Annotated in this window: 16 protein-coding genes; 9 read left to right on the forward strand and 7 right to left on the reverse strand. The window is 56.2% G+C overall.

Annotated elements, in window-relative coordinates; genetic code table 11:
* The first annotated feature begins 49 nt into the window (after window positions 1-49).
* Entirely contained in the window at window positions 50-247 is a 198-nt protein-coding gene (locus tag ACVBEG_RS17395; RefSeq protein ID WP_447108146.1) for a hypothetical protein, read from the forward strand.
* Between the two features lie 260 nt (window positions 248-507).
* Here the strand turns inward: ACVBEG_RS17395 and ACVBEG_RS17400 are convergent, their stop codons facing one another.
* Complete coding sequence (locus tag ACVBEG_RS17400) at window positions 508-1,407, reverse strand: LysR family transcriptional regulator (protein ID WP_322178375.1); 900 nt, start codon at window positions 1,405-1,407, stop codon at window positions 508-510.
* A gap of 306 nt (window positions 1,408-1,713) precedes the next feature.
* On the opposite strand from ACVBEG_RS17400, the gene ACVBEG_RS17405 reads away from it, so the two are divergent.
* Both ACVBEG_RS17405 and ssuE read left to right on the forward strand, forming a co-directional pair.
* Entirely contained in the window at window positions 1,714-2,322 is a 609-nt protein-coding gene (locus ACVBEG_RS17405) for an NIPSNAP family protein (RefSeq protein WP_447108147.1), read from the forward strand.
* Window positions 2,323-2,728: 406 nt separating this feature from the next.
* Window positions 2,729-3,310: an NADPH-dependent FMN reductase gene (gene ssuE, locus ACVBEG_RS17410; protein WP_219061349.1), complete on the forward strand. Its 582-nt coding sequence runs from the start codon at window positions 2,729-2,731 to the stop codon at window positions 3,308-3,310.
* Between the two features lie 7 nt (window positions 3,311-3,317).
* On the opposite strand, the gene ACVBEG_RS17415 is transcribed toward ssuE, so the two are convergent.
* Both ACVBEG_RS17415 and ACVBEG_RS17420 read right to left on the reverse strand, forming a co-directional pair.
* Window positions 3,318-3,584: a hypothetical protein gene (locus tag ACVBEG_RS17415; RefSeq protein WP_322178373.1), complete on the reverse strand. Its 267-nt coding sequence runs from the start codon at window positions 3,582-3,584 to the stop codon at window positions 3,318-3,320.
* Window positions 3,585-3,728: 144 nt separating this feature from the next.
* Window positions 3,729-4,640: a LysR family transcriptional regulator gene (locus ACVBEG_RS17420; RefSeq protein WP_322178372.1), complete on the reverse strand. Its 912-nt coding sequence runs from the start codon at window positions 4,638-4,640 to the stop codon at window positions 3,729-3,731.
* 126 nt (window positions 4,641-4,766) lie between these two features.
* Here ACVBEG_RS17420 and ACVBEG_RS17425 point away from each other — a divergent pair, with 126 nt between their 5' ends.
* The 4 genes from ACVBEG_RS17425 to ACVBEG_RS17440 all read left to right on the forward strand — a co-directional run bounded on the left by ACVBEG_RS17425 (window position 4,767) and on the right by ACVBEG_RS17440 (window position 8,840).
* Window positions 4,767-5,468: a CoA transferase subunit A gene (locus ACVBEG_RS17425; RefSeq protein WP_322178371.1), complete on the forward strand. Its 702-nt coding sequence runs from the start codon at window positions 4,767-4,769 to the stop codon at window positions 5,466-5,468.
* A gap of 75 nt (window positions 5,469-5,543) precedes the next feature.
* Window positions 5,544-6,200, forward strand: coding sequence for a CoA transferase subunit B (locus tag ACVBEG_RS17430; protein ID WP_322178370.1), 657 nt, complete (start codon window positions 5,544-5,546; stop codon window positions 6,198-6,200).
* Between the two features lie 177 nt (window positions 6,201-6,377).
* On the forward strand, window positions 6,378-7,796 hold the full coding sequence (locus ACVBEG_RS17435; protein ID WP_322178369.1) for a short-chain fatty acid transporter: 1,419 nt from the start codon (window positions 6,378-6,380) through the stop codon (window positions 7,794-7,796).
* A gap of 180 nt (window positions 7,797-7,976) precedes the next feature.
* Complete coding sequence (locus tag ACVBEG_RS17440) at window positions 7,977-8,840, forward strand: LysR family transcriptional regulator (RefSeq protein ID WP_322178368.1); 864 nt, start codon at window positions 7,977-7,979, stop codon at window positions 8,838-8,840.
* On the opposite strand, the gene ACVBEG_RS17445 is transcribed toward ACVBEG_RS17440, so the two are convergent.
* The 4 genes from ACVBEG_RS17445 to ACVBEG_RS17460 form a co-directional block, all read right to left on the reverse strand.
* Window positions 8,841-9,971 carry an HPP family protein gene (locus tag ACVBEG_RS17445; RefSeq protein WP_322178367.1) on the reverse strand — a complete coding sequence of 377 codons (1,131 nt, stop codon included), beginning with the start codon at window positions 9,969-9,971 and terminating at the stop codon, window positions 8,841-8,843.
* A 119-nt stretch (window positions 9,972-10,090) separates the two neighbouring features.
* Window positions 10,091-11,527: a cytochrome-c oxidase, cbb3-type subunit I gene (gene ccoN / locus ACVBEG_RS17450; protein ID WP_322178366.1), complete on the reverse strand. Its 1,437-nt coding sequence runs from the start codon at window positions 11,525-11,527 to the stop codon at window positions 10,091-10,093.
* A 233-nt stretch (window positions 11,528-11,760) separates the two neighbouring features.
* Window positions 11,761-12,162, reverse strand: coding sequence for a DUF488 domain-containing protein (locus tag ACVBEG_RS17455; protein ID WP_322178365.1), 402 nt, complete (start codon window positions 12,160-12,162; stop codon window positions 11,761-11,763).
* Between the two features lie 56 nt (window positions 12,163-12,218).
* Window positions 12,219-13,154, reverse strand: coding sequence for a 2-hydroxyacid dehydrogenase (locus ACVBEG_RS17460; RefSeq protein ID WP_330200846.1), 936 nt, complete (start codon window positions 13,152-13,154; stop codon window positions 12,219-12,221).
* Between the two features lie 168 nt (window positions 13,155-13,322).
* Here ACVBEG_RS17460 and ACVBEG_RS17465 point away from each other — a divergent pair, with 168 nt between their 5' ends.
* The gene (locus tag ACVBEG_RS17465; RefSeq protein WP_330200859.1) at window positions 13,323-13,886 is read left to right on the forward strand and encodes a histidine phosphatase family protein; all 564 of its coding nucleotides are present in this window, start codon (window positions 13,323-13,325) and stop codon (window positions 13,884-13,886) included.
* Window positions 13,887-14,536: 650 nt separating this feature from the next.
* Window positions 14,537-15,634, forward strand: a complete 1,098-nt coding sequence (locus ACVBEG_RS17470; RefSeq protein WP_407074576.1) for a glycerophosphodiester phosphodiesterase — start codon at window positions 14,537-14,539, stop codon at window positions 15,632-15,634.
* Window positions 15,635-15,715: the final 81 nt, after the last annotated feature.

The following is a 15,715-nucleotide window of genomic DNA, read 5'->3' on the forward strand; positions in this document are numbered from 1 at the left end:
GTATTTTGATCTGACCCCCTGAATATTGGACATCAACATTGAGGGGGTCATGAAAAAGTACACAGAACAGGCGAAATTGTCGGTTGTTGAAGATTACTGTTCGGGGTGCAGGTCACAGAGAGGTCGCGCAGCCCAAGCGCATGACGTTTGCCAAGCGCAGCAGCTGAATTCGCAGCAGGCCAGTTTGCTTGATGACCTGATCGATACCGAGACCACAGCACTTGAAGCAGAGCTTCAAGCGCTGTAATCCATCAGTGGCTGTACGAAATCGAAAGTGAAGTCCGAGACCTGGAACCGGATTTACGGCGCCGAATACGACAAGAAAAGCCGTACCGGTGATATATATGCTGCATGCCTGGATAGTCGCCCAGCGGGCAATTGGAATCGACCAATTGCTGGCGCAATAAGTGGCGACCGGTTTCTCTGCTCAAGGCTTGATGCCCGTGCGCATACTAACAATGTGTGTGTGTGTGAAGCCTTCACTTGCAAGACCCATTGAGCCGACGTTTAACGCTGACCTAAAGTTTCCATCATATATTCGACAAAACAGCGCAATTTTGATGTCATCCGATGGTCCGCTGCGTAAAGCAGGTGGATGGGGCGGGCAGGCCCCTCGTAAGTGGGGAGTATTCGAACTAAGTGGCCCGATGCGAGGTCGGCCGCAAGGGCACGCTCGTAACCGATCAAGATGCCAAAGCCGTCGCACGCGGCTACGTGCAGTGCTTCCCAGTCATTGATCTGCAAGCGGCCGCGCACCGGCACCTCCGTAATCTGTCCATCCTGCTGAAAATGCCAATTCCGACTGAGGTCGGATACCCAAGGGGCGAAGCCCAGGCACTCGTGGTCGATGAGATCCGACGGCAGTTGTGGCGTACCGTGCGCAAGCAGGTACGCCGGAGATGCACACGCTACAAGACGATAGGTACGCAACGGCCGTGCAATAAGCGCGAGATTTTTTTGCAGCGGACCGAGACGCACGACAGCTTCATAGCCTTCTTCGACCGGATCGATTAGGCGATCTGATAATGTCAGCTCAACGTCAACATCGGGATAGCGATTAAGAAACTGCGTGACCACCGGCATCAACCCGTGGCGTCCAAAAGTAACAGGGGCATTGACGCGCAAACGACCTTGCGGCCTGGCATGCGAAGACTGCGCCAGCATGTCGGCGGCTTCCACTTCGGAAAGGACCGAATGGCATCGGTCCAGATAAAGCCGGCCAAATACCGTCAAGCTTTGCTTCCGGGTCGTCCGATTTAATAAACGAGTTTCCACCCGTTGTTCAAGCGCCTCGATATGTTTAGCCACCATCTGTGGCGACATATTGAGCTTTTCCGCTGCGGCAGCGAAGGACCCATAGCGAACCGTTTGGACGAACACCGTCATGCTTGTCAGTCGATCAAGCATTAACAACCACCCGTTGTTAAAAAAACAAATGTACACCCATTTATCGAGTATCTAACGGCAATTATCCTCATCGTGTGTCACTGGATTGGCAAAAATCCAGTGAAGGTACCCATCGTTCGAACGTCATCAGCGCGCTGGCCATTGAGTGGTGGGAGTCTTCATTCGGCTTACTTGCCGATGACTCATCCAAACGATTGCCATCTGCCCTGGCTAATGCGACATGAGTGTCAAACGCTCCTCCTCTGTCGTCGTGCCCACGATGAACCCTAGGCGGGGTCTTGTTGATTTGAATAGTCGAGATATCGCATGTTTTATGAACTCACAACACTAAGTTGTCCACCGCTCACAGAGGGCGCCGTCGCGACTGCCGCGTGCGCGTGGATGGCGCAAGGGCCTGGCCAATTACTCGGTGTCTGGCGCTCAGAGATTGGCGACCTTTTCCAAGTTAAACTCCTGCGCGGGTTTGACACTGCGGATGCTCTTGAAGACGAACGTCGCCGAGCGCTGATGGTGAAAGCGCCTTTCGGGATCACTGATCCCGCCATCCGATTGAACACGGAAAGCTATATGCGGTTTCCGTTCTTGGCGGATATTTCCCCCGCGGCGTTTGGAAATTTTTATGAATTCAGGACGTATTTTCTTAAGCCGGGAGGTCTCACACCTACGCTAGCCAGTTGGGAGGATGCTCTTGCGCCGACAAATGAATATACCTCTCATCTAGTGCTGAATATGTACGCGTTTGATGGGCCGCCGCGCATCACCCACATCTGGGGGTTTTCCAGTTTGGAAGAGCGCGGTGTGCTAAGAGCGCGTCATTATGCTGAAGGCCTTTGGCCGCCCAAGGGTGCACCTCAGCAAATTGCCAGAGCGACAACAATGATATGCATACCAGAACCTTACTCGCCTCTGCGCTGAAGGCGTGTGCAAGGCGTCCGATTAGCTGCATCAGCTAAGGCAGCTCGTCGGATCATATCTTCCAATAGTTCACATCTGCCCTGTCCTCAGGCTGGAAGGTGGCCTATCCGTTATAAGTCGGCTACGTCGAATATTGGACGCGGTCGATGTCCCAAGTCCCATATCCCCAGCTAGGTGAAGGTGTATTGGCTGGACGCTTAAACTGTTGCCACAGAAACAGCGAACCAACAGTTACGTGCCTATTGCGCAGTCATAACGACACACGGGCGCGTCATATATTTCTATAAAATCGTTTATTTTCAAAGCGTTAGATAATTATTCGATGCTGGCATGCATGCTGCTTTGTACTGGGTAACAGACCGAAGCCATCACCATGGCGGGTGACATTGACCCAAGGAAATACAACATGTTGGTAGTTTCTCTCTCAGGCAGCCCTGCCCTGAAATCCCGCTCCGGCGTGGTCTTGGAACACGCGCGTCATTGGCTGCAAGCCCACGATGTGAACGTCCAGGCCCTGAAAATTCGAGACTTTGCGGCGGAAGACCTGCTCTACGCGCACTTCGACAGCCCGCAGGTCATCGACTTTATCGAAGCGGTCAAACAGGCCGATGGCCTGTTAATCGGTACACCTGTGTACAAGGCGTCATTTTCCGGCGCACTGAAAACCCTGCTCGATCTGCTGCCCGAGCGTTCGTTGCACGGCAAGGTTGTTCTGCCTCTGGCCACCGGTGGCAGCATCGCGCACATGCTAGCGGTGGACTACGCCCTGAAACCGGTGCTCTCGGCGCTCAAGTGCCAGGAAGTACTACACGGCATCTTCGCCATCGATACCCAGATCAGCTACAGCAACAACGAACAGGGTGGCGAACTCGACGATATCCTCACCGAGCGTCTGCATGAAGGATTGGAACATTTCCATCATGGATTACTGCGAAGGGTCCAGGCCCGGCACTCGCTGGCCGGCGGCCATTTGAAGCTGGCGCTGTGAACCCCCGTCAACCCTGACGATCAGGGTGAGCGACACCCTGCGCTGCATTCATCTCGCCGCGTTTGTCGAATTCATGGACGATCTGTTGCGAGTGGGTCAATTGGGCTTTTTTGGTCTGGTATTCATCAAACGACAACCCGCGACGGTTCAAGTCTTCAAGCGCCAGTTCGCGAGTCTCTTCGGCGGTGTAGGGACGCAGCTCAGGAGCGTGGCTGGCACATCCTGAGAGAACGGCAGCGGTGAGCAACAGGGCAAGGGTCAATAGGCGATTCATGGGCGTGTTCACAGGGCTCTTTTCGGAATGAGTCAAGGCTACTCGCCACCTAGGCCGAGTAGAAATCATCACGCTCGATAGTCGCTATCGATTCTCCTGTGTTCTCCACTCGTCCTCAGAAAGCCCGCCCACCCAAACATTCCTCTAGTGAAGTCGGGGCATTCCCGAGACTTGCTCCTGCGCACACCCAATCAACACCTCTCGCAAGGCCTGGGCCGCCGTCGACAATGTGTGATCAGCCAGCATCATCAAGCCGATGCGCCGTTCAATACGCGGCTCGATCAGCGCGATGCAATGCGCGCCCAGCTCGCGCATTTGCTGCACGCACAACGACGGTACCGCGCTGACCCCGAGCCCATTAGCGACCATACGGCCAATAGTCGCCAACTGATGACTTTCAAACGCGACCGACAGCTTGCCATGCGGCGCCTGCAGGGCTTGCTCCAGCAACAAACGCACGGCGGATGGCCGCTGCAGTGCGATGAAGTCTTCCTGCAACAGCTCACTCCAGGTCACTTCCTCGCGTTCGGCCAACGGCGAATCCATAGGCACCACGGCCACGAAACGGTCCATATAAAACGGGGTAAACAGCAGCGAATTGCTCGATTCCGGCTCAAAACCGATACCCAACTCCACCCGACGATGACGAACCATCTCAAGCACTTGCTCATTGATCACGTCATGCACCGCGACGTTGACCCGTGGGTAGCGATCACGAAACACCTTGAGTGCGCTCGGCAGCCAGTTACCGGCGAATGACGGCATCGCCGCGATCGATACTTTGCCCAACTGCAAGGTGAAGCGCTGGCGCAGCAACTCTTCGGTGTTGTCCCAATCCGCCAACAACTGACGCGCCAGCGGTAACAGGGTTTCGCCCTCCGGTGTGAGGCTGACGCTGCGCGTCGTGCGACTGAACAGCGGCCCGCCAAGGTCCTCTTCCAGACTTTTGATGGTCAGGCTCAACGCTGGCTGGGAAAGATGCAGGCGCTCCCCCGCCTGGGCGAAGCTCAGGCATTGCGACACGGCGAGAAAAGCCCTGAGCTGTTTGACGTTCATCTATTTAGTTTTCTTATCAATCCATCAGAAAAACAAAATTAACAAATCATTACAGGCAAGGGAAGATGCACTGAACGCTCTCCGACAGCCTGCTTGTCGGTCAACAACTACAAAAGGCGGATCATTATGGCTGGGCTCGACAAACGAGTGGCAACGTACGAAGAAGCGCTGGATGGGCTAACCGATAACATGACGGTCTTGTCCGGTGGTTTCGGTCTGTGTGGCATCCCTGAAAACCTGATCGCGGAAATAAAGCGCCGTGGCGTCAAAGGCCTTACGGTTGTTTCCAACAATTGCGGCGTCGACGGCTTTGGTCTCGGTGTGCTGCTCGAAGACCACCAGATCCGCAAAATGGTAGCGTCTTATGTTGGCGAGAACGCGCTGTTCGAACGCCAGCTGCTCAGCGGCGAGCTGGAAGTCGAACTGACCCCGCAAGGCACTCTGGCCGAAAAACTTCGCGCAGGCGGCGCCGGCATCCCCGCGTTTTACACCGCCACCGGCTACGGGACTCCCGTCGCTGAAGGCAAGGAAACCCGCGAGTTCAATGGACGTCACGTGATCCTTGAAGAAGCGATCACCGGCGATTTTGCTATCGTCAAAGGCTGGAAAGCCGACCATTTCGGCAACGTGGTGTACCGCAACACGGCGCAGAACTTTAACCCGGTCGTCGCCACCGCTGGCAGAGTCACCGTGGTCGAAGTCGAAGAAATCGTCGAGCCAGGCGAACTGCTGCCCAGCGAGATTCACACCCCGGGTATCTATGTTGATCGCGTGATCCTGGGCACCTTCGAGAAACGCATCGAACAGCGCACCGTCAAGAAGGCCTGAGGCCGTTCTTTCGCTGCACTCAAAGAGTCTTCTCGCCCAGAACACTCTCGTTCCGAACAATAAGAGAACCTGACCATGGCACTTTCCCGCGAACAAATGGCACAGCGCGTCGCACGCGAACTGAAAGATGGTTTTTACGTCAATCTCGGCATTGGCATTCCGACCCTGGTCGCCAACTACGTGCCCACCGATATCGACGTGATGCTGCAGTCGGAAAACGGCCTGCTCGGCATGGGTGAGTTTCCGACCGAAGAAACCATCGATGCCGACATGATCAACGCAGGCAAACAAACAGTGACCGCCCGCAAAGGCGCATCGATTTTCTCCTCGGCTGAATCCTTCGCCATGATCCGTGGCGGTCATGTGGACCTCACCGTGCTGGGTGCTTTCGAAGTTGACGTCGAGGGCAACATTGCCTCCTGGATGATCCCCGGCAAGCTGGTCAAAGGCATGGGTGGCGCGATGGACCTGGTGGCCGGTGCCGACAACATCATCGTCACCATGACCCACGCCTCCAAAGACGGTGAATCCAAACTGCTGGCGCGTTGCAGCCTGCCGCTGACCGGCGCCGGTTGCATCCGCAAAGTGCTGACCGACCTCGCTTACCTGGAAATCGCCGACGGCGCATTCATCCTGCGCGAACGCGCGCCGGGGGTCAGCATCGAAGAAATCATCGCCAAGACCGCTGGCAAACTGATCGTGCCGGACGATGTCGTGGAAATGAGTTTCTGATCCTTTTGTGGTGATAGCCAAGAGGTCACCAAACGACGCCTCCACGCTGTGCCATTCTGCCCCTTCAGTACTTGAAGGGGTTTGTTGTTTTGTAGCTTCACCGCTTTGCGCGTGCTCTAACAAAAACGGGCTACACCCTTAGCCCCTCAATAATAAATTCAAAAAAAGGTAGGACCCATGGCCGCCCATATCGAAGACAGCCGCTATGCCCGCTTTGCCCTGCGTTGCGCCAATTGGGCCGAACGCTGGTTCCCTGACTCCTGGGTATTTGCCGTGTTGGCTGTGGTTATCGTGGCCGTTGCGACCATGGCCATGGGCGCCAAACCGACTGAGGCCGCCACCGCGTTTGGAGACGGTTTCTGGAGTCTGATTCCATTCACCATGCAGATGGCTTTCGTGGTGATCGGTGGTTACGTGGTCGCCAGCTCACCACCTGCGGTACGCTTGATCGACCGCTTGGCGCGTATCCCGAAGAACGGGCGCTCGGCGGTGGCCTGGGTAGCGTTGATCTCCATGGTCGCCTCTTTGCTTAACTGGGGCTTGTCGCTGGTATTTGGCGGTCTGCTGGTTCGCGCGCTGGCGCGGCGCACCGATTTGCGCATGGACTACCGTGCCGCCGGCGCGGCTGCTTACCTGGGCCTGGGTGCGGTGTGGGCGTTAGGCCTTTCGTCTTCGGCCGCGCAACTGCAAGCCAACCCGGCCAGCCTGCCACCGTCGATTCTGGCGATTACCGGCATGATCCCCTTCACCCAAACCATCTTCCTTTGGCAGTCAGGCGTGATGTTGGCGATCCTGATCGTGGTCTCTCTGGTCATCGCCTACGCCACCGCGCCCGGCCCTTCCAGCGCCAAGGATGCAGCGGCCTGCGGTGTCGACCCGAGTTTCAGCCTGCCGGCAATGCCCAAGCGCTCACGTCCTGGCGAGTGGCTTGAGTACAGCCCGATACTGATCATCCTGTTAGTGCTGCTGGCTGCTGGCTGGTTGTTCCATGAGTTTTCGACCAAACCGGCGATCACCGCCATCTCCGGGCTGAACACTTATAACTTCCTGTTCATCATGACCGGTGCCCTACTGCACTGGCGCCCGCGCAGCTTCCTGGATGCGGTGTCTCGCGCGGTGCCAACCACCACCGGCGTATTGATCCAGTTCCCGCTCTACGGTTCGATTGCGGCACTGATGACCACGGTTAAAGGCAGCGATGCGCAGACCCTGGCCCATCACATTTCGACCTTCTTCACCCAGATCGCCTCGCACGATACTTACGCGTTGCTGATGGGTGTGTACTCGGCGGTGCTGGGCTTCTTTATTCCGTCAGGTGGTGGTAAGTGGATCATCGAAGCGCCTTACGTGATGCAAGTTGCCAATGACCTGAAATATCACCTGGGCTGGGCGGTGCAGATCTACAACGCAGCCGAAGCCCTGCCGAACCTGATCAACCCGTTCTACATGCTGCCGCTGCTGGGCGTTCTGGGCCTGAAGGCGCGTGACCTGATTGGCTTCTCATTTGTACAGTTGCTGGTCCATGCGCCTCTGGTGCTGTTCATGCTGTGGGCGTTGGGCACCACGCTGACGTATCTACCGCCGGTCATGCCATAAACCATTGGCCACTTCTTGCCGATGCAAGAGGTGGCCTTCTTAGCGGTTCCTCCACCATCGAGATAATCCTTCCGATTGAGTTAGCCAAGGTTTCCAGCGTGCTCTGGCATTTTTATTGATGACTCCCTACACCTGGCGGATGTCTCTACAATCAGGCCCTCTGATTTGAAGTGAACCCACATGGACATCGACCTGGCTCGAACCTTTGTAGAGATCGCGCGGTATGGCAGCCTTGTCGCTGCCGCCGAACGACTTCATGTTACGCAGACGGCCATTACGGCCCGCGTGCAGAAACTTGAGAGTCATCTCAACTGCACGCTGTTCATCCGCAACCGGGCCGGCGCTAAATTGACGGCTGATGGCGAAGCGTTCGTCGCGTATGCCAATCAACTGGTGCAGACCTGGGAAGCGGCGCGTCGGGACCTTCCTCTGCCTGAAGGCTACCGCAATGTGCTGCACATCGGGGGTGAAGTCAGTTTGTGCAACCCGCTGATGCTGAGCTGGGTGCAACAGCTACGTGAAAAAATCCCGACCCACGCCTTGCGCGCAGAGATAGGGGACGGCAAGCAACTGTTGCAACAACTTGAACTGGGTGTACTGGATGCCGCGCTGGTCTATCAGCCAACCTACTGGCCGGGCCTGCAAGTCGAGCAACTGCTGGAAGAGAAACTGATTCAGGTGCGCCTGACATCCAACCCGGAGCCCTACGTGTATGTCGACTGGGGCGATGACTTCCGCAAGCAACACGATGCGGCGCTTCCAGACCAGGCCAAAGCGGCGATCGGCTTCAACCTGGGGCCATTGGCGCTGCACTACATTCTTGAAAATGGCGGTGCCGGTTACTTCCGTACCCGGGTGGTCCAGAGTTATCTGGACAGCGGCGTATTCGAGCGCGTGCCAAAGGCGCCAGAGTTCACCTACCCCACCTATCTGGTCTATTCGCGTGATCGTGACTCGGCGGTATTGCAGTCGGCTTTCGAGCTGTTACGAAACATCGTCAAAGCAGACAGTGATTGGTCGCAACGCTGGGACCCAATCATCTAGTCATCCAAGGTGCATGATCAAATCCCGATGAAGCGCTGCAATCAGATCGGTCTGGGTCACGATGCCGACCAGCTCTCCCTTCTCGATGACGGGCAGGCAGTGCAGCCCCGATCCTGATAACAGCGGAATCAGTTCGACGACATGTGCATTACCGCTCACACACGTGACTGGGCGGGTCATCACGTGCTCCAGCACCCTTCCGCGGCGCAGGCCCAATCGGCCCAATACCCCCAATCGTCTGGTATTGCGCGAATGCCCAAGCAAATCAATCAAGCTGACAATGCCGACAAGGCGCCGCTCCTTATCCAGAACAGGTAACGTCTTGAGGTGTTGCGAGGTCAGCATATTCAGCGCCTGCTCGACCGGCGTGTCCGGGGTGGCACACTGTAAATCGCGCGACATGATCTGAGACGCCGTGATATCCCCCATGCTGCGCCGTAACGCATATTTTTCAGTGGCACGCACGATGTCTTCGAGCTCTTCACGTGTCACATCGACAAACTCACCGATGTCGGCCAACGCCAGATCCAGGTCTGCAGAGGTGATGCCGACGCGCTCCTCTGGGGCTGGATCGTCGGTAGCGCGTACAGCCGTCACAACGTGCAGTTTGGGATAACGTACTCCGGTGATGTTGTTGTAGAGCAAGGCCGCAACCAACAGGCAAATCGCATTGAGCATGACCGGGTAGAACACCTGAAGGCCCATCCCCGAGAGTTCGGTATCCGCCAATACCAGGCATAGGGCCAAGGCCGCCCCAGGGGGGTGCAAGCAACGCAACACACACATCGCGCCCAACGACAGGCCAACGGCCAAGGCGGCGCTTTCCAGCGAATAGCCGACATAATGGGTGACAATCAACGCCACCGCTGTTGAGGTCAGATAGCCGCCAATGACCGGCCAGGGTTGCGCCAGTGCCCCCGAAGACACGGCAAACAGGATAACGGCCGACGCCGCCACCGGCCCCATCAAATGCAATTCGACTGAACTGCCAAAGACTGCGCGACAGATCAGCGTGCTGACCAGCAACCCGAGAAAACTTCCGACACTCGCTCTCAACCATTCTTTGGGACGTGTGTTTAATGTCGCCGGCGTAAAACGAGCAAGCCAACCCATAAAGCGATAACGCTGCATAATCAAAACCAGAATTAAAAAGGCGCACCCAAACAAATGGATGAGCCTCGTATCAGGGCGACGATACTAAAAAAAATTCATCCCAGGACAGGGAAGCGCTTCACATCTCTTGTCGTCAATCAAGCCACGGCCACAATCGGTGATTGGACGTTGCGCTCGCCTGCTCGCACAGTGCGCCAGGTGTTGTAGGCCATCAGCAGCATCCCGCCAGCGAAGGTCGAGCCGCCGATAAGTCGCACAACGTAGCCTGGGTGACTGGCTTGTAGCGTTTCGACGAAGGAGTAAGTCAATGTCCCGTCATCGTTGATCGCACGCCACATCAAACCCTGAGTGATGCCATTGACCCACATCGACGCGATGTACAAAACGGTACCGATGGTCGCCAGCCAGAAGTGCACGTTGATCAGCCCCACGCTATGCATGTGTTCGCGGCCATACAGTTTGGGGATCATGTGGTACAGCGTCCCGATGCTGATCATGGCAACCCAGCCGAGCGCGCCAGCGTGTACGTGGCCAATGGTCCAGTCGGTGTAATGGGAAAGCGCATTGACGGTTTTGATCGCCATCATCGGCCCTTCAAAGGTCGACATGCCGTAGAACGCCAGGGACACGACAAGGAATCGCAAAATCGGGTCAGTACGCAACTTATGCCACGCCCCCGACAGGGTCATCATGCCGTTGATCATGCCGCCCCAGCTTGGCGCCAGCAGAATCATCGACATCGCCATGCCCAGCGACTGAGCCCAGTCGGGCAGTGCGGTGTAGTGCAAATGGTGCGGACCCGCCCAGATGTACAGAGTGATGATTGACCAGAAGTGCACGATGGATAACCGATAGGAGTAAATCGGCCGCGCGGCCTGTTTCGGCACGAAGTAATACATCATGCCCAAAAAGCCGACAGACAAAATAAAGCCCACAACGCTATGGCCATACCACCACTGGACCATTGCATCGGTCGCGCCGGAATAGACCGAATAGGACTTTAGCAAACTGACCGGAACCGAAAGGTGATTGATCACATGCACCATGCCTGTCACCACGATGAAGGCACCGTAAAACCAGTTACCGACATAAATATGTTTAACGGTGCGGCGGGCGATAGTGCCGAAAAATAAATAGGCATACGCCACCCAGACGACGGCCACCGCTATCGCAATTGGCCATTCCATTTCGGCGTATTCCTTGGACGTGGTATAGCCCAAGGGGTACGTGATCAGCAGGGCAACGATAATGGCTTGCCAGCCCCAGAATACAAAGTTGGCCAACCTGTCGGATATCAACCGAACCCGACTGGTGCGCTGAACCACATACAATGACGTTGCAAATAATGCACCGCCACCAAATGCAAAAATCACCAGATTAGTATGGACAGGCCGCAAGCGGCCAAACGTGGTCCATGGCATATTCAAGTTCAGCTCCGGCCAGACTAACTGTGCGGCCAGAATCACGCCCATCCCCATGCCAAGGATCCCCCAGAACAGGGTCATTAACGTGAAGCGGCGAACAACGTCGTAATTATAGGAAGCGTTGATATCGGGAGCGGTTACACGGGCCATAATTATTCCATTACAAGCACACTGAGTGACTCACACTGATCGCCGAAAAAAAGACACATGTGTGCCTTGAATCCAAGCGTCAGAACTCAATGAAGCAAGCACTCGAGACAGCGGGGATGGAGACAGTAAACCGTGAGCGCCCGCAGTGTGCCGATCAGCGGCACGCTGGGCAATGTCAAATTAATGATGTTTAACTTCACTTTTATTGAAGTGACTTGCATTACACCTGTTACTCACTTGAGGTGTGAGCCGGCATAACAGACGGGAGAACTTTGCGGCCCTTGCTTATCCAGTTCTTCTTCAAGCCACTCCCTCAGCACGATTGCATTGTTATGTTCCGTGTCCTTCGCCGAATAGATGAGTGTCAGCGTGCCTTGGCGGGCAGGTTCGAGAAGTCGCCACCAATGTTCCGGATGAGCCGTCAGTTCTTGGCGATACCCCGTACAAAAATCCGCGAAGCTCATCGCGCCGCTTTTGAACGCCTTTCTTAACGGGGTGGTCGGGCCCGTGTCAGGCAGCCATTCGTTGAGGACCAAGCGATCTTTGCGCATGTTTCTTGGCCAAAGTCGGTCGACCAATACCCGATAACCATCTGCGGGGGACGCCGGGTCATAAGCGCGCTTGCATTGAATCATGGCCTTCTCCTTTTACCGACGGGCTACGTAACAGGGTCACAACGTTAACGCTCGATTCAACTGCGCACTGGGGTCAGCACCGGTTGCCCGGAAAAGTACGCCAGCAGATTGTCCGCCACCAACTGAACAGTACCCTGCGAAGCTTCCGGAGAGAGTCCTGCGACATGAGGGGTGAGCACCACGTTGCTCAACGCCTTGAGCGCGTCCGGTACCTGCGGTTCATTATCGAAGACATCCAGTGCGGCGCCAGCGATACGATCATGTTCAAGCGCATCGATCAGGTCCGCCGTCGAAATGACGCTGGCACGCGCGATGTTGACGATAAAACCGTGAGGGCCCAGGGCATCCAGTACGTGTTTGTCGACCAACTGCAGAGTTTCTGCCCCACCCGGTGTCGCGACGATAAAGAAGTCCGAGGCGCTCGCCAGTTCGACCGGGCTTGCGCAATAAGCGTAAGGCACATCACTGCGAGGCTGGCGATTGTGATAACTCACGGACATATCAAAACCCAGAACGGCACGTTTGGCGATCGCCATGCCCACCGCGCCCAGCCCAAGAATACCGAGGCGTTTGCCAGCCAGCGAAGGACGCATGACTTTACGCCACTCGCCGCGCCGTACCGATGCATCGGCACGCGGGATATCACGCACCAGCGACAGCAACAGCGCCAAGGCGTGGTCGGCGACCGAGGGTGCATTGACCCCGGCCCCGTTTGTCACCGTAATATTCCGAGCCTTGGCGGCCTCAAGGTCGACATGCTCATAGCCGGCGCCGATCACGCAGATGATTTCCAGATGAGGTAGCGCGGCGATCTCATCGGCATAAAAACCCAGCGGACCGCGGGTTAATACGGCATTGATCTGCGCACCATGCGTCTCGATGGCTTTTGCCCGCTCGGCCGGACTCGGCGCGAGAATCAGGTTAAAACCACTGTTTTCGAGTATCGGCAAATAGTCGTTAATGGTTTCAACCAGCACTAGAACAGTCGTCATACGTTCCTCCATCCCCAAGTCCACTGTCAGACCACACTCAATCAGTCTGAGGACTATGCCGTCTATCAGGCCTGCCCGTCACGTGGCAAACGGCGGTCGCTCCCGCGAAATGATACAAGGGCATGAGGCATGTAAACTTGCCCACCCGTAAACCCCGTATGGATCCCCATAATGGCGACTCGTTTGACCTTGATCTGCCATGCCCGGACACTCGCACAGAAGCTCGCGCGTTTTCCGCTGGACGAGCCTGTCGAACTGGATTGGCAGGCTGCAGGGCATTCGCTGGCCGACCGCTTCAAGCCCTCCGTGCATTTACTCAGCGCACCCGAGATCCGCGCCCGGCAAACCGCTCACCTGTTCGGGTCGCAGATGGATATCGTCCCTGAGTTGCGCGATTGCGATTTTGGACTCTGGCAAGGCAAACGCATCAAAGACCTCCAGGCGCATGAGCCCGAAGCACTCCAGGCCTGGAGTGCAGACAGCGCTTCAACTGCGCACGGCGGCGAATCGGTGGCCGAGGTCTGCGCCCGCGTCGGCGCATGGCTCGACACCCTGCGCACGCAGGGACACTTCGTCGCGATCACCCACCCCTTCGTCATCCGCGCCGCCATCCTGCATGCCCTGCAGTGCCCAACGGCAGCCTTCAACTCGATAGACATCGAGCCATTATCCGCGACTGAGTTGCGGTTCAACGGGCGGTGGCGGTTACGGATGCAGGAAGGGCTTTTGTGAGGATTCTAGAGCGGGCGCAAAAAGGCACCCGAGACGCCCTTATGCACATGATGTCAGGTCAAAAAAACCAGATGATTCGATGAGTGTCAGATCTGGTTCCGGGGGACTGAGCGAAGGAACTGTTTGCCGTCTTCGTCATAGATGAAATAAACACGCTTCTGTGACCACACGTACTTGTCATGCATCGAGTACAGCCCGACATCCACTGTCTCCAAGTTCTGATCAACGTCTATTTCGTAGAGCAGTTCGGTATCAGTGAAGCTACGGATACAGCTCGAAAAGAATACGCCAGGCTCTCGCTTCGCTATGTTGAGTTCCAAAAAAGTCTTTACCGTCATCTCCATGCCTGGATGATTCCTCACTAAAAATTGGCGCCATTTTAACCGTGACCTGTCGGTTCCTGGAATACCTGAAACGGGCCGAATCGTTGCAAAAGTGACCGACGGCTCACTCACCATTTCGTCATCGACGACTTGCTACAGTGCAGCAACGACAGCTTGATTGCTCTCGCTGATGGTTGCTGTTAATGCTTGAGACTTGGGAGGCCTCGATTTATCGGGGCCTGCATGGCGATCAAGACGGGCGTGAATGATCCGTGCAGAAAAGGAAAATCAAACATGTTGAAAGGTATTCCACGAGCGGTCGGGCTCATGACACTGTTGGCGAGCGCGCTGCTGATGAGTGAGTCCACGCTCGCGATTGAACCGCCGAGCAAGACACTCGCCGCCAAAATCGGGGTGCCCTGGCCTGCCGTCATTGCGCACCGGGGCGCGTCGTTTGATGCGCCAGAGGAAACCATTCCCGCTTATATGCTGGCTCGAGAGCTGGGGGCTGATTATCTGGAAATGGATATTCAGCGCACCAAGGACGGAGTTCTGATCGCCCTGCATGACGATACCCTCCGACGCACTACCAACATCGCGCAGGTCTACCCGGACCGGATCACGCAACCTGTGAGCAGCTTCACGCTGGCGGAGCTCAAACAGCTGGACGCTGGTTCCTGGTTCAATACCGCCTTCCCCGCCAGAGCCCGCAGCAGTTATGTCGGTTTAAAAATTCTGACCCTGGACGAAGTCATCGATATCGCCGAGGGCGGTGAGAACAAACCGGGGCTGTATATCGAGACCAAGGTTCCCGCCCAGTTTCCCGGCATAGAAGAAGACCTTAAAAATGTCCTGGCCAAACGCGGCTGGCTCGATCAACGACCCGAAGCCGCCCAGGGCCGGGTGAATGTCGCGCACATGCCTGGTCGCGTGGTCTTGCAGACCTTCGAAAAACCAAGCCTCGAACTGCTGCAAAAAAGCATGCCACAGGTGCCAAAAGTGCTGTTGTTGTGGTTAGGGGATGGCTATATCCAGGCCAGTTCGGACGCCACGTTCAAGACCTCTGGCGCCAAAGACAAGGCCAGCTTTTATGCCGGACAGGACGTGAAGTCCGAAGCGGAGTTCGCCGGGTGGATTGAGTGGGCCAAAGCTCACGGAGCAATCGGCATTGGGCCTTCATCAGCGCTCAAAGACGGTGGCGATCAAAGTTATGTGGACTTGGTCAAGCCATGGATGAACCGTATGGCCCATGACAAAGGCCTGATAATCCATCCCTACACCGTCGATGACGAGGTGGATTTCAAAGCACTCAGCGCCCGCGGAGTCGACGGTTTCTTCACCAACCGCGCGGCACAACTGCTGACGTTCTATGGCCGTCCGTCTTCAGAAAGCCTCGACACCCTTCTTCGTCGAAGCGGGTATTGAGCGCATTTCACCCGTGCTGAAGGCAAGGCTCCGTTATCGGCTCAAGGCAAGCGCTAACGAGTCCTTGCTGAACAGCATGTT

This window comes from Pseudomonas sp. GG8 (genome assembly GCF_052976945.1).

Excerpts from the sequence above, each read along its gene's own strand:
- ACVBEG_RS17415 (WP_322178373.1), bottom strand. The coding sequence starts at position 3,584 with ATGAATCGCCTATTGACCCTTGCCCTGTTGCTCACCGCTGCCGTTCTC.
- ssuE (WP_219061349.1), top strand. The coding sequence starts at position 2,729 with ATGTTGGTAGTTTCTCTCTCAGGCAGCCCTGCCCTGAAATCCCGCTCC.
- ACVBEG_RS17400 (WP_322178375.1), bottom strand. The coding sequence starts at position 1,407 with ATGCTTGATCGACTGACAAGCATGACGGTGTTCGTCCAAACGGTTCGC.
- ACVBEG_RS17395 (WP_447108146.1), top strand. The coding sequence starts at position 50 with ATGAAAAAGTACACAGAACAGGCGAAATTGTCGGTTGTTGAAGATTAC.
- ACVBEG_RS17425 (WP_322178371.1), top strand. The coding sequence starts at position 4,767 with ATGGCTGGGCTCGACAAACGAGTGGCAACGTACGAAGAAGCGCTGGAT.
- ccoN (WP_322178366.1), bottom strand. The coding sequence starts at position 11,527 with ATGGCCCGTGTAACCGCTCCCGATATCAACGCTTCCTATAATTACGAC.
- ACVBEG_RS17470 (WP_407074576.1), top strand. The coding sequence starts at position 14,537 with ATGACACTGTTGGCGAGCGCGCTGCTGATGAGTGAGTCCACGCTCGCG.
- ACVBEG_RS17460 (WP_330200846.1), bottom strand. The coding sequence starts at position 13,154 with ATGACGACTGTTCTAGTGCTGGTTGAAACCATTAACGACTATTTGCCG.
- ACVBEG_RS17405 (WP_447108147.1), top strand. The coding sequence starts at position 1,714 with ATGTTTTATGAACTCACAACACTAAGTTGTCCACCGCTCACAGAGGGC.
- ACVBEG_RS17430 (WP_322178370.1), top strand. The coding sequence starts at position 5,544 with ATGGCACTTTCCCGCGAACAAATGGCACAGCGCGTCGCACGCGAACTG.
- ACVBEG_RS17435 (WP_322178369.1), top strand. The coding sequence starts at position 6,378 with ATGGCCGCCCATATCGAAGACAGCCGCTATGCCCGCTTTGCCCTGCGT.
- ACVBEG_RS17440 (WP_322178368.1), top strand. The coding sequence starts at position 7,977 with ATGGACATCGACCTGGCTCGAACCTTTGTAGAGATCGCGCGGTATGGC.
- ACVBEG_RS17455 (WP_322178365.1), bottom strand. The coding sequence starts at position 12,162 with ATGATTCAATGCAAGCGCGCTTATGACCCGGCGTCCCCCGCAGATGGT.
- ACVBEG_RS17420 (WP_322178372.1), bottom strand. The coding sequence starts at position 4,640 with ATGAACGTCAAACAGCTCAGGGCTTTTCTCGCCGTGTCGCAATGCCTG.
- ACVBEG_RS17445 (WP_322178367.1), bottom strand. The coding sequence starts at position 9,971 with ATGCAGCGTTATCGCTTTATGGGTTGGCTTGCTCGTTTTACGCCGGCG.